Genomic DNA, 12,318 nt, shown 5'->3' on the forward strand with positions numbered 1-12,318 from the left:
ACCGCATTATCCCTCAGACTTGTTGAAGGCGGTGGTGAATGTCTATTAATCTTAATAAGATAGAGTTCAACTCTATAATCAAACAGAAAATATGCGCCTGAAATTGTCATCTCTCCTGGCAGCGGTTTCCCTGCTGTGTGGGCAGGCTTTTGCCGCCCCTGCGCTCCCCGACCGCGCCGATATCCGCGACAGCGGTTTCGTCTATTGCGTCAGCGGCCAGGTGAATACCTTTAATCCGCAGAAAGTCAGCAGCGGACTGATCGTCGATACGCTGGCGGCGCAGATCTACGATCGCCTGCTTGACGTCGACCCCTATACCTACCGGCTGGTCCCTGAGCTGGCGGAGAGCTGGGAGGTTCTCGATAACGGCGCTACGTACCGCTTTCACCTGCGCCGCCACGTCCCGTTTCAGCGCACAGCGTGGTTTACCCCGACCCGGGACTTTAATGCCGATGACGTCATTTTCACCTTTGGCCGTATTTTTAACCGCGACCATCCCTGGCACAACGTCAACGGCAGCAACTTCCCCTACTTCGACAGTCTGCAGTTTGCTGATAGCGTGGAGAGCGTGCGTAAGCTGGATAATCAAACCGTGGAGTTTCGCCTCAAGCGGCCGGACGCCTCGTTCCTCTGGCATCTGGCCACTCACTATGCGTCGATTACCTCTGCCGAATACGCCGCCCGCTTAACGCAAGATGATCGTCAGGAGCAGCTGGATCGCCAGCCGGTGGGTACCGGTCCGTTCCAGTTATCCGAATATCGTACCGGGCAGTACATCCGCCTGCAGCGCCACCCCGGCTACTGGCGCGGTAAGCCGTTGATGCCCCAGGTGGTCGTCGACCTCGGCTCCGGCGGTACCGGCCGTCTGTCGAAACTGCTCACCGGAGAATGCGACGTGCTGGCCTGGCCTGCCGCCAGCCAGTTGACGATCCTACGTGACGACCCGCGCCTGCGCCTGACGCTGCGTCCGGGCATGAACATCGCCTGGCTGGCCTTCAACACCGCCAAGCCGCCGCTGGATAACCCGGAGGTGCGCCATGCCCTGGCGCTGGCCATTAACAACCAGCGCCTGATGCAGTCCATCTACTATGGCACCGCGGAGACAGCGGCCTCCATGCTGCCGCGCGCCTCGTGGGCCTACGATAACGACGCTAAAATTACTGAATATAATCCGCAGGAGGCCCGCGCCCGCCTGAAAGCCCTGGGGCTGGAAAACCTGACCCTCAAGCTGTGGGTGCCCACCAGCTCGCAGGCGTGGAACCCCAGCCCGTTGAAAACGGCGGAGCTTATCCAGGCGGATATGGCGCAGATTGGCGTCAAGGTGATTATCATGCCGGTGGAGGGACGCTTCCAGGAGGCGCGGCTGATGGACATGAACCATGACCTGACGCTCTCCGGCTGGGCGACGGACAGTAACGACCCGGACAGTTTCTTCCGGCCGTTGCTGAGCTGCGCGGCGATCGCCTCGCAAACCAACTTTGCCCACTGGTGTAACCGGGAATTTGATGACGTACTGCAAAAAGCGCTGATCTCGCAGCAGCTCGCCTCGCGGATGGACGCGTACAAAGAGGCGCAGCAGATCCTCGCCCGCGAACTACCGGTCCTGCCACTGGCCTCATCGCTGCGGCTGCAGGCTTATCGCTACGATATGAAAGGCCTGGTGCTCAGCCCCTTCGGTAACGCTTCGTTCGCTGGCGTATCGCGGGAGAAAACCGAAGAGGTGAAAAAACCATGATTATTTTTACCCTGCGCCGTCTGCTGCTGTTGCTGGTCACCCTCTTTTTTCTGACCTTTGTCGGCTTCAGCCTGAGCTATTTCACCCCTCATGCCCCGCTGCAGGGGGCCTCGCTGTGGAATGCCTGGCTGTTCTGGTTTGAAGGGGTGCTGCACTGGGATTTTGGCGTCTCCAGCATTAACGGCCAACTGATTTCTGAGCAGCTGCGCGAGGTGTTCCCGGCGACCATGGAGCTGTGCATCCTCGCCTTTGGCTTTGCCCTGCTGATTGGCATTCCGGTGGGCATGATCGCCGGCGTAATGCGCAACAAATGGCCCGATACGCTGATCAGCGCCGTTGCGCTGGTCGGTTTCTCGATCCCGGTCTTCTGGCTGGCGCTGCTGCTGACCCTCTTTTTCTCCCTGACCCTTGGTTGGTTTCCGGTCTCCGGCCGTTTCGATCTACTGTATGAGGTAAAAAACGTCACTGGTTTCGCACTGATCGACGCCTGGCTCTCGGACTCGCCGTGGCGCCATGAGATGATCGTCAGCGCCGCCCGGCATATGGTGCTGCCGGTGCTGACCCTGGCGGTCGCCCCCACCACTGAAGTGATCCGCCTGATGCGCATCAGCACCAGCGAGGTGTATGACACCAACTACGTAAAAGCGGCCGCCACCCGCGGCGTGTCGCGACGCAAAATTCTACTGCGCCATGTACTGCATAACGCCCTGCCGCCGGTGATCCCGCGTCTCGGCCTGCAGTTTTCCACCATGCTCACCCTGGCGATGATCACCGAGATGGTGTTCAGCTGGCCCGGACTGGGCCGCTGGCTGATCAACGCCATCCGCCAGCAGGACTACGCGGCAATTTCCGCCGGCGTCATGGTCATTGGCGCGCTGGTTATTATTGTCAACGTGATTTCCGATATTCTCGGTGCCATGGCTAACCCGCTGAAACATAAGGAATGGTATGCCCTACGATAGCGTTTATCTGGAAAAGCGTCCGCCCGGTGCGCTGCGCACCGTATGGCGTAAGTTCTATGGCGACACCACGGCGATGATCGGCCTGTACGGCTGCGCGGGCCTGCTGCTGCTCTGCGTCTTCGGCGGCTGGTTCGCCCCCTACGGCATCGACCAGCAGTTTCTGGGCTACCAACTGTTGCCGCCGTCGTGGTCGCGCTACGGCGAAGTCTCCTTCTTCCTGGGGACCGATGACCTCGGCCGCGATGTGCTGAGCCGGCTGCTAAGCGGCGCGGCGCCCACCGTTGGCGGGGCTTTTGTCGTCACCCTTGGCGCTACGCTGTTTGGCCTGGTGCTGGGTGTGATTGCCGGTTCAACCCACGGCCTGCGCTCGGCAGTGATGAATCATATCCTCGATACCCTGCTCTCCATCCCCTCGCTGTTGCTGGCGATCATCGTCGTCGCCTTTGCCGGGCCGCATCTCAGCCATGCGATGTTCGCCGTCTGGCTGGCGCTGCTGCCGCGCATGGTGCGCTCCGTCTACAGCATGGTCCACGACGAGCTGGAGAAAGAGTACATCATCGCCGCCCGCCTCGACGGAGCCTCGACGCTGAATATTCTGCTGTTTGCCATTCTGCCCAATATCGCCTCCGGCCTGGTGACCGAGATCACCCGCGCCCTGTCGATGGCCATCCTGGATATCGCCGCCCTGGGCTTTCTTGACCTCGGCGCCCAGTTGCCTTCCCCGGAGTGGGGAGCGATGCTGGGCGATGCGCTGGAGCTTATCTATGTGGCGCCGTGGACCGTCATGCTGCCCGGGGCGGCGATCATGCTCAGCGTACTGCTGGTCAACCTGCTGGGCGACGGGATTCGCCGGGCGATCATTGCCGGGGTTCAATAATGCCGTTACTCGATATTCGTCACTTAACCATCGAATTTAAAACCAACGAAGGCTGGGTAAAAGCCGTCGATCGTGTCAGCCTGACCCTGACCGAGGGCGAGATCCGCGGCCTGGTGGGCGAATCCGGTTCCGGGAAAAGCCTGATTGCCAAAGCTATCTGCGGCGTGACTAAAGACAACTGGCGGGTCACGGCCGACCGTATGCGGTTCGATGACATCGACCTGCTGCGACTGTCGAACCGCGAGCGCCGGAAACTTATCGGCCATAACGTGTCGATGATTTTTCAGGAGCCGCAGTCCTGTCTGGATCCCTCTGAGCGCATCGGCCAACAGCTGATTCAGAGTATCCCCGGCTGGACCTATAAGGGGCGCTGGTGGCAACGGCTGGGCTGGCGCAAACGCCGGGCCATTGAGCTGTTGCACCGGGTGGGCATTAAAGATCACAAAGACGCGATGCGCAGCTTCCCCTATCAGTTGACCGAGGGCGAGTGTCAGAAGGTGATGATTGCCATCGCCCTGGCGAACCAGCCGCGTCTGCTGATTGCCGACGAGCCGACCAACGCCATGGAGCCGACCACCCAGGCGCAGATTATTCGCCTGCTGACGCGGCTCAACCAGAACAACAACACCACCATCTTGCTGATCAGCCATGATCTGCAAATGCTCAGCAAATGGGCGGATAAAATCAACGTCATGTACTGCGGGCAGACGGTAGAGAGCGGGCCCAGCGAGGAGCTAATCACCCTCCCGCATCATCCGTACACGCAGGCGTTAATCCGCGCGATCCCGGATTTTGGCAGCGCCATGCCGCATAAAAGTCGCCTCAACACCCTGCCTGGAGCGATCCCGCTGCTGGAGCAGTTGCCTATCGGCTGTCGGCTCGGGCCGCGCTGCCCGTACGCCCAGCGCGAGTGTATCGAAACGCCACGTCTTACCGGGGCGCGTAACCATCTGTACGCCTGTCATTTCCCGTTGAACATGGAGAAAGAGTGAAATGGTCGAAACATTGCTGGAAGTTCGCCAACTCAGTAAGACCTTTCGCTACCGCACCGGCTGGTTTCACCGCCAGACTGTGGAGGCGGTTAAGCCGCTGAGCTTCACTTTGCGCGAACGGCAGACGCTGGCGATTATCGGCGAGAATGGCTCCGGGAAATCCACCCTCGCGAAGATGCTGGCGGGCATGGTGGAACCCACCAGCGGCGAACTGCTCATCGACGATCATCCGCTAACTTTCGGGGATTACTCCTACCGCAGCCAGAAGATTCGCATGATCTTTCAGGATCCGTCGACCTCGCTGAATCCGCGCCAGCGCATCTCGCAGATCCTCGATTTTCCGCTGCGCCTGAATACCGATCTCGACGCCGAGGCGCGGCAGAAACAGATTATCGACACCCTGCGCATGGTCGGTCTGCTACCGGACCACGTCAGCTACTACCCCCATATGCTGGCGCCAGGTCAGAAGCAACGTCTCGGCCTCGCCAGGGCGCTGATCCTGCGCCCGAAGGTCATCGTCTGCGATGAAGCGCTGGCCTCGCTGGATATGTCGATGCGCTCCCAGCTCATTAACCTGATGCTGGAGCTACAGGAGAAACAAGGCATCTCCTATATCTATGTTACTCAGCACCTGGGAATGATGAAGCACATCAGCGATCAGGTGCTGGTAATGCATAACGGCGAAGTGGTCGAGCGCGGCAGCACTGCCGATGTGCTGGCCTCACCGCTGCACGACCTGACCCGTCGCCTGATCGCCGGCCACTTCGGTGAAGCCCTCACTGCCGATGCCTGGCGTAAAGACGGGAAATAGCCCGCAGGGGCGACTCTCACGCCGCCCCTGTCATTCAGGAGGAAGGGAAAAGACTCTGCGCCGGCAGCAACCGGCGGTCAAAGCGGCGCAGCGCGTAGTAAAGCCCCCCGGTACCAAACCAGCCAATCATCCATGACACATCATTACCGGCGAAGATCCACGTGAGTGAACCGTGGAACAACGGGTTCTCAATGAACGGCAGCTGGATCAGCACACCAACGATATACAGGCTAATCGCGTACAGGTTCCAGAAACCATAACGTTGATGCGGGTCGCTTAGCGCCGGAATATCGAGGGCGCCCTTCGAGATAAGATAGTAATCCGTCAGACAGATGGCGCTCCACGGCACAAAGAACGCCAGCAAAAACAGTAGAAAATGCGTGAAATGCTTTAAGAAAGCGGGCTCGCTAAGCAGCGCGATAATGCATGAAGCTGCCACCATCAGCACCACGAATGCAATGCGGCACGTTGGCGACAGCACAGTTTGCCGGCGGAAGGCGGAAACAATGGTGGTCAGCGACATAAAGCTGCCGTAGGCATTCAGGGTAGTGAAGGTAATTTTACCAAAGCAGATAGCGAAATAGATAATCATGGCCATTGCCTGGCTCTTTCCTAATCCCACCAGATAGCTCACCTCGTGACCAGGGAACGCGCTGCCGGCAATGGCCGCCGTGAGTACGCCCAGCGTCATCGACGTTTGGGTGCCCAACACGGTGCCGAAAAACACCGAGCAGCACGTTTTCATGGCGGAGACATCACGTGGCAGGTAGCGTGAATAGTCGGATACATAGGGGCAAAAAGCGATCTGCCACGATGAGGAGAGCGATACGGCTAACAAAAACGTCGGCAGCGAAAAATGGTTATTGTGCGCAAGCGCACTGAGATCGGCCGAAAGTAGCAGCGTGATGAACATATAAACGAAGGCCAGAATCCCGACGATACTCGCCAGTTTGCCCAGCTTGTGGATCACCTTATAACCGAGGACGGCGATAACGATAATAATCGCACTGAATATCAGCATCCCCGCCACGTGGCAGATATTCAGTAGTTTGGCCATTGCCTGCCCGGCCAAGACGGTGCCGCTGGCAGAAAAACCGATATACATGATGCAAACCAGCACCAGCGGCACCACCGCGCCAAAAACGCCAAACTGGGCGCGGCTAAGGATCATTTGCGGAAGTCCGAGTCGCGGTCCCTGCAGCGCATGTAGCGACATCACCGCGGCCCCCAGCATCTGACCGACCAGAAGCCCGACCAGCGACCACACGACGTCGCCGCCCAGCACAACGGCTAAAGCGCCGGTGACAATTGCCGTAATTTGCAGATTGCCGCCAAACCACAGAGTGAACTGGCTAAAAGGGTGTCCATGCCGTTCGCTTTCCGGGATGTAATCAATTGACCGCCTTTCACTCATCCCAGCATAATTACGCTTTGACTGCCCGCCTGTAGACGAAAACGAAGACATAGGTTCCTCACTTAAATTGTTTTAATATCACCTCACTCAATCGCTCTTGTATATACAAGCATTGACAACTTACCGCCTTGCATGCACTCTCATTTTGTGACGAATATGTAAAATATTTGTATTACAGAAAGTTACTAAACTAGTTCAAGGCGGCGCTTATCTTTGACGCCGGAAGCAATTAACTAAGGTGTGCTCCCATGATGGTCCCTTTTCACTTTTCGTCGCTTCCCGTCACGCCGTGGAAAAACGGCGGCGGAGAAACGCGCGAAATCATCCGCGTACCCGCTCCAGACCCAGACGCTCCCTTTCTCTGGCGAGCGAGCATCGCCACTCTGCAGGCGGATGGTCCTTTCTCCCCTTTCCCAGGCGTTGACCGGGTGATCACCCTGCTGGCGGGACAGCCGTTACGGCTGTGTGGCGAGAATATCAACCAGCCGCTGACGCTCTGGCAGCCGTGGGCGTTCCCCGGCGAATGGGCCCTGTCCAGCGTTGGGATCGTTGAGCCAGGGCTGGACTTTAATATCATGACCCAGCGCGGACGAGCATCGGCGACGGTGCAAATGGTGAGCACTGCACAACACCCGGCCAGCGAAGGGGTCGCTTATGTGCTGCAGGGCGAGTGGGATCTGTCAGGGCGGCGCTGCGCCGCCGGCAGCGGCCTCTGCTGGCGCGGTGGATCCCCGGGGGATCTGCATCCCCTGGGCAGCAATGGACGTCTGCTGCTGGCGGAGATCGCGCTCAAATAATCATCAGAAGAGAGAGTATACTGGAGCTATCGCGATACGCTTTTGCCCCGCACGCCGCGGGCGCGGCTGAAAAATATCGTGACACAAGGGGTCGTCAGTGGGATATAATTCCCGGCTAAATTTGAGTTATTTTGAAATAACAATGTTAAGGTTATGATTGTTAAAGTAAAAATAAGCAATAACGATAAGGATTAAAGCTATGGGTTTTCTTTCCGGTAAGCGCATTTTGATCACTGGCGTCGCCAGCAAACTGTCCATCGCCTACGGTATTGCGCAGGCAATGCACCGTGAAGGCGCGGAACTGGCATTCACCTATCAGAACGAAAAACTGAAAGGTCGCGTCGAAGAATTTGCTGCCGCGCTGGGTTCTGACATTGTGCTGCCGTGCGACGTTGCTGAAGATGAGAGCATCTCCGCGCTGTTCACCGAGCTGGAAAAAGTCTGGCCAAAATTCGATGGTTTCGTCCACTCTATCGGTTTTGCCCCGGCTGACCAGTTAGACGGCGACTACGTTGACGTTGTCACTCGCGAAGGTTTCAAAATCGCACACGACATCAGCGCCTACAGCTTTGTGGCGATGGCTAAGGCCTGCCGCACCATGCTGAACCCGGGTTCGGCTCTGCTGACGCTCTCCTACCTGGGCGCAGAGCGCGCCATCCCGAACTACAACGTGATGGGTCTGGCCAAAGCCTCTCTGGAAGCTAACGTCCGCTATATGGCCAACGCCATGGGTCCGGAAGGCGTTCGCGTCAACGCCATCTCTGCCGGCCCGATCCGTACGCTGGCTGCTTCTGGCATTAAAGATTTCCGTAAAATGCTGGCGCACTGCGAAGCGGTCACCCCGATCCGTCGCACCGTCACCATTGAAGATGTGGGTAACAGCGCAGCCTTCCTGTGCTCCAACCTGTCTGCGGGTATCTCCGGTGAAGTCGTTCACGTAGACGGCGGGTTCAATATCGCCGCCATGAACGAGCTGGAACTGAAATAAGTTCCTTCCCCTCCTCACCCCGGTGAGGAGGGTGCTTCCTTTCCCACGCCTTGCGCTCCCCTTGTTATTCCAATCGGCTATTTGTTAGCACGTATCAATATTTTCTCCTGCTTCCGGGTTACGCCAGGATAGTTCTGCATAAACGATCCGCGGAACGGCGGTTCGCCACATACCGAACAAGGAAAGCCCATGGAGCCACGCCGCGTGAATGGCAAAAACCACTGGTATCACGAAACCCAGTCAACAATCTGCCCGGTGGATGTTCTACCGCTTGTCCCTGAAGCCGCCCATGTTGAAGACCGCTTTTTGCTGGACCTGACGCTGCCGGAAGCCTGGCTGCACATCCACGCAGGCTGGCTACACCCCGCTCGCCAGTTGGCCGGACTGCTGTTTCCCGATCAGGTGACAATCAGCCGCCTGCAGACCTTTACTGCCTACGATCGCCTGAGCACCGCGCTGACTGTCGCCCAGGTCTTCGGCGTCCAGCGGTTGTGTAACCATTACGCCGCCCGCCTGGCCCCTCTGCCGGGGCCCGACTCTTCGCGCGAGAGCAACCGCCGCCTGGCGCAGATCACCCAATATGCTCGTCAGCTTGCTGGTTCCCCCTCCGTGATTAACGCCCTCTCCCGCAGCCAGTTGGATGAAGTCGGATTAACCAGCCGGGATATTATTCTGATCAACCAGATTATTGGTTTCGTCGGCTTCCAGGCCCGGGCAATTGCCGTCCTGCAGGCGGCGCTGGGCTTCCCGGTGCGCTGGATCCCCGGCATGCCTCAGCAAGAAGAGGCCCCCGCCGAACTGTTCACCGCGCCACCAGGAGAGTGGCAGAGCGACCTTGAAGATCCCGATCTGCAGTACGCCGATGATGAGCGCCAGCATCGCATCGCCAGTTGGCAGTCGCTGCCCGGCCTTGGCGAGTTAGCCCCGCTGCTGGCCTGCGACCCGCCGTTGATCGCACCGCTGGAGACATTAATACGCCAGCTCAGCACTGACGATGCCTTTGTCCCGCAGGTCGCCTTACTCACAGCGCGGACCAATGGCAGTGCTACCTGTTTTGATGCCTGGCTCAATCGTTGGCAAGGGGAAGAGGACTTCGCCAGCCATCTACGGCAAGGCGAGCATGCTCTCCATCGCTGGCTTGCCCGGCACCCTCAGTCGCGCGTGCTTGTCATCGCGGTCCAGTTATTAACCCGTTCCCCGGACCGGTTTAGCGCCGCACAGCTAACGCCCCTCGCGGAATATGGACTTTCCACAGCGCAGGCGATTGATCTGTTGACCTGGAGCGGGCTGTGCGGCTGGATGAATCGGCTGAAAATCGCCCTCGGCAATGTGCGTCAGCAGACGTAAATTGCTGAAACAGCGCTTGCTGCGGCAGGCATATTCGCGTAAAAATGTCAGCCGCTCTTTTAGCCACGAAAATACCTAATTATGTTTCAGGATAACCCGCTGCTAGCGCAGCTTAAACAGCAACTGCATTCCCAGACGCCGCGCGCGGAAGGGGTCGTTAAGGGCACGGAAAAGGGCTTTGGCTTCCTCGAAGTGGACGCTCAGAAGAGCTACTTCATTCCGCCGCCGCAGATGAAAAAAGTGATGCATGGCGACCGTATCGTCGCGGTGATCCATTCTGAAAAAGATCGCGAAAGCGCCGAACCAGAGACCCTGGTTGAGCCCTTCCTGACCCGTTTCGTCGGTAAAGTCCAGAAGAAAGACGATCGCCTCGCTATCGTTCCTGACCATCCGCTGCTGAAAGACGCCATTCCCTGCCGCGCCGCCCGCGGCGTTGAGCACGATTTTAAACAAGGTGACTGGGCCGTCGCCGAGATGCGCCGTCATCCATTAAAAGGCGACCGTGGGTTTTACGCGGAGCTGACCCAGTTTATCACCTTTAGTGACGATCACTTCGTCCCCTGGTGGGTAACGCTGGCGCGCCATAATCTCGAAAAAGAAGCCCCGGACGGCGTCGCCACTGAGATGCTCGACGAAGGGTTGACCCGCCGTGACTTAACCGCTCTCGACTTTGTCACCATCGACAGCGCCAGCACCGAAGATATGGACGATGCGCTGTATGCTGAATCTAGCGCCGATGGCAAACTGCTGCTGACGGTCGCCATTGCCGACCCGACCGCCTGGATTGCCGAAGGCAGCAAGCTGGATAACGCCGCAAAAGTGCGCGCCTTTACCAACTACCTGCCAGGTTTCAATATTCCGATGCTGCCACGCGAGCTGTCAGACGACCTCTGCTCCCTGCGTGCCAACGAAGAGCGCCCGGTACTGGCCTGCCGGATGACTCTGGCAGCCGATGGCACCATCGAAGACAACATCGAATTCTTTGCCGCCACCATCGAATCAAAAGCCAAGCTGGCCTATGACGACGTTTCTGACTGGCTGGAAGGCCGCGGCAGCTGGCAGCCGGGCAGCGACGCGATCGCCCAGCAGATTACGCTGCTGAAGGACGTATGTCAGCGTCGTAGCGAATGGCGCCAGACCCATGCGCTGGTGTTCAAAGACCGTCCGGACTACCGTTTCGTTCTTGGTGAAAAAGGCGAAGTGCTGGACATCGTCGCGGAACCGCGTCGCATTGCCAACCGCATTGTTGAAGAGTCGATGATCGCCGCCAACATCTGTGCCGCACGCGTTCTGCGCGACAAGCTCGGCTTCGGTGTTTATAACGTCCATACCGGCTTCGACCCGGCGAATACCGAACAGCTGGCCGCCCTGCTGAAAACCCACGACATACATGTCGACCCGACGGAGGTTCTGACCCTGGAAGGGTTCTGCAAACTGCGCCGCGAACTGGACGCCCAGCCGACCGGATTCCTCGACAGCCGCATTCGCCGCTTCCAGTCGTTTGCGGAAATCAGCACCGAGCCGGGCCCGCACTTTGGTCTTGGGCTTGAAGCTTACGCCACCTGGACTTCGCCGATCCGTAAGTATGGCGACATGATTAACCATCGTCTGCTGAAGGCCATCATCAAAGGTGAGACCATTGCGCGTCCGCAGGATGAAGCCACCGTGCAGATGGCGGAGCGCCGTCGTCTTAACCGCATGGCGGAACGCGATGTCGCTGACTGGCTGTATGCCCGTTTCCTCAACGACAAAGCCGGGACCGATACCCGCTTTGCGGCGGAGATTATCGACGTCAGCCGCGGCGGGATGCGCGTACGTCTGGTGGACAATGGCGCGGTTGCCTTTATTCCGGCCCCATTCCTCCACGCCGTACGCGACGAACTGGTGTGCAGCCAGGAGAACGGCACCGTGCAGATCAAGGGCGAAGTGGTCTACAAAGTCACCGACGTTATCGATGTCACCATCGCCGAAGTCCGCATGGAAACCCGCAGCATTATTGCGCGTCCGGCAGCCTGACGTATCATCTCAGCGGTTCCTGCGGGAACCGCTGCTTCTTTCCTCTCCATCCAGCTATTTCCGTCGCACCGATTAAGGTTGTGCGTTTTTTTCGCTTCTCTTTTTCACTCTTTTTTAGCATCATTGATTTCATTCGTTTTTGTTACCAGGATAATGCCATGTCAGATGTGAATGCCCACCTGCTCGCTCAACGTATCGATACCGTGCTGGATATTCTGGTTGCCGGTGATTATCACTCTGCAATCCATAATCTGGAGATCCTCAAAGCGGAGCTGCTGGCGCTGGCGGCGGACGACGCGGAGCAACAAAACCAGCCTAAGGCTCCCTGGGAAATCTGATTATCACCTATTCCGCAACCGGCTATTCATTCCGGTTGCAC

General features: G+C 58.2%; 11 protein-coding genes. 10 read left to right on the top strand and 1 reads right to left on the bottom strand.

The window, feature by feature from the left end; all coding sequences use genetic code 11:
- Positions 1 to 91: 91 nt before the first annotated feature.
- From sapA to sapF, 5 genes are read left to right on the top strand one after another with little or no spacing between them, the layout of a single operon-like run.
- Complete coding sequence (gene sapA / locus LGL98_RS14525; RefSeq protein ID WP_136034871.1) at positions 92 to 1,735, top strand: ABC transporter substrate-binding protein SapA; 1,644 nt, start codon at positions 92 to 94, stop codon at positions 1,733 to 1,735.
- On the top strand, positions 1,732 to 2,697 hold the full coding sequence (gene sapB, locus LGL98_RS14530) for a putrescine export ABC transporter permease SapB (RefSeq protein WP_025714713.1): 966 nt from the start codon (positions 1,732 to 1,734) through the stop codon (positions 2,695 to 2,697). Before sapA ends, sapB begins: the two co-directional genes overlap by 4 nt.
- Positions 2,684 to 3,574 (top strand): putrescine export ABC transporter permease SapC, encoded by an 891-nt coding sequence (sapC, locus tag LGL98_RS14535; RefSeq protein WP_061154891.1) that lies wholly within the window; start codon positions 2,684 to 2,686, stop codon positions 3,572 to 3,574. Before sapB ends, sapC begins: the two co-directional genes overlap by 14 nt.
- A complete protein-coding gene (sapD, locus tag LGL98_RS14540; RefSeq protein WP_023289349.1) occupies positions 3,574 to 4,566 on the top strand; it encodes a putrescine export ABC transporter ATP-binding protein SapD in 993 nt (330 codons plus the stop codon). Before sapC ends, sapD begins: the two co-directional genes overlap by 1 nt.
- A gap of 1 nt (position 4,567) precedes the next feature.
- Positions 4,568 to 5,377, top strand: a complete 810-nt coding sequence (gene sapF / locus LGL98_RS14545; protein ID WP_004140269.1) for a putrescine export ABC transporter ATP-binding protein SapF — start codon at positions 4,568 to 4,570, stop codon at positions 5,375 to 5,377.
- Between the two features lie 34 nt (positions 5,378 to 5,411).
- Here sapF and LGL98_RS14550 read toward each other — a convergent pair whose 3' ends face one another.
- Complete coding sequence (locus LGL98_RS14550; RefSeq protein WP_168435429.1) at positions 5,412 to 6,791, bottom strand: purine-cytosine permease family protein; 1,380 nt, start codon at positions 6,789 to 6,791, stop codon at positions 5,412 to 5,414.
- A gap of 248 nt (positions 6,792 to 7,039) precedes the next feature.
- Between LGL98_RS14550 and LGL98_RS14555 the strand changes: the two genes are divergently transcribed.
- The 5 genes from LGL98_RS14555 to LGL98_RS14575 all read left to right on the top strand — a co-directional run bounded on the left by LGL98_RS14555 (position 7,040) and on the right by LGL98_RS14575 (position 12,277).
- A complete protein-coding gene (locus LGL98_RS14555; RefSeq protein WP_136034875.1) occupies positions 7,040 to 7,588 on the top strand; it encodes a HutD/Ves family protein in 549 nt (182 codons plus the stop codon).
- 199 nt (positions 7,589 to 7,787) lie between these two features.
- Positions 7,788 to 8,576 (top strand): enoyl-ACP reductase FabI, encoded by a 789-nt coding sequence (fabI, locus tag LGL98_RS14560; RefSeq protein ID WP_136034877.1) that lies wholly within the window; start codon positions 7,788 to 7,790, stop codon positions 8,574 to 8,576.
- 189 nt (positions 8,577 to 8,765) lie between these two features.
- Complete coding sequence (locus LGL98_RS14565) at positions 8,766 to 9,923, top strand: carboxymuconolactone decarboxylase family protein (protein WP_136034879.1); 1,158 nt, start codon at positions 8,766 to 8,768, stop codon at positions 9,921 to 9,923.
- An 81-nt stretch (positions 9,924 to 10,004) separates the two neighbouring features.
- Positions 10,005 to 11,939, top strand: a complete 1,935-nt coding sequence (locus LGL98_RS14570) for an exoribonuclease II (RefSeq protein ID WP_136034881.1) — start codon at positions 10,005 to 10,007, stop codon at positions 11,937 to 11,939.
- 158 nt (positions 11,940 to 12,097) lie between these two features.
- Entirely contained in the window at positions 12,098 to 12,277 is a 180-nt protein-coding gene (locus LGL98_RS14575; RefSeq protein WP_002901786.1) for a YciZ family protein, read from the top strand.
- The last annotated feature ends 41 nt before the right edge of the window (positions 12,278 to 12,318 follow it).

The organism is Klebsiella africana, assembly GCF_020526085.1.
GTDB lineage: Bacteria > Pseudomonadota > Gammaproteobacteria > Enterobacterales > Enterobacteriaceae > Klebsiella > Klebsiella africana.

Excerpts from the sequence above, each read along its gene's own strand:
- sapA (WP_136034871.1), top strand. The coding sequence starts at position 92 with ATGCGCCTGAAATTGTCATCTCTCCTGGCAGCGGTTTCCCTGCTGTGT.
- sapB (WP_025714713.1), top strand. The coding sequence starts at position 1,732 with ATGATTATTTTTACCCTGCGCCGTCTGCTGCTGTTGCTGGTCACCCTC.
- sapC (WP_061154891.1), top strand. The coding sequence starts at position 2,684 with ATGCCCTACGATAGCGTTTATCTGGAAAAGCGTCCGCCCGGTGCGCTG.
- sapD (WP_023289349.1), top strand. The coding sequence starts at position 3,574 with ATGCCGTTACTCGATATTCGTCACTTAACCATCGAATTTAAAACCAAC.
- sapF (WP_004140269.1), top strand. The coding sequence starts at position 4,568 with ATGGTCGAAACATTGCTGGAAGTTCGCCAACTCAGTAAGACCTTTCGC.
- LGL98_RS14550 (WP_168435429.1), bottom strand. The coding sequence starts at position 6,791 with ATGAGTGAAAGGCGGTCAATTGATTACATCCCGGAAAGCGAACGGCAT.
- LGL98_RS14555 (WP_136034875.1), top strand. The coding sequence starts at position 7,040 with ATGATGGTCCCTTTTCACTTTTCGTCGCTTCCCGTCACGCCGTGGAAA.
- fabI (WP_136034877.1), top strand. The coding sequence starts at position 7,788 with ATGGGTTTTCTTTCCGGTAAGCGCATTTTGATCACTGGCGTCGCCAGC.
- LGL98_RS14565 (WP_136034879.1), top strand. The coding sequence starts at position 8,766 with ATGGAGCCACGCCGCGTGAATGGCAAAAACCACTGGTATCACGAAACC.
- LGL98_RS14570 (WP_136034881.1), top strand. The coding sequence starts at position 10,005 with ATGTTTCAGGATAACCCGCTGCTAGCGCAGCTTAAACAGCAACTGCAT.
- LGL98_RS14575 (WP_002901786.1), top strand. The coding sequence starts at position 12,098 with ATGTCAGATGTGAATGCCCACCTGCTCGCTCAACGTATCGATACCGTG.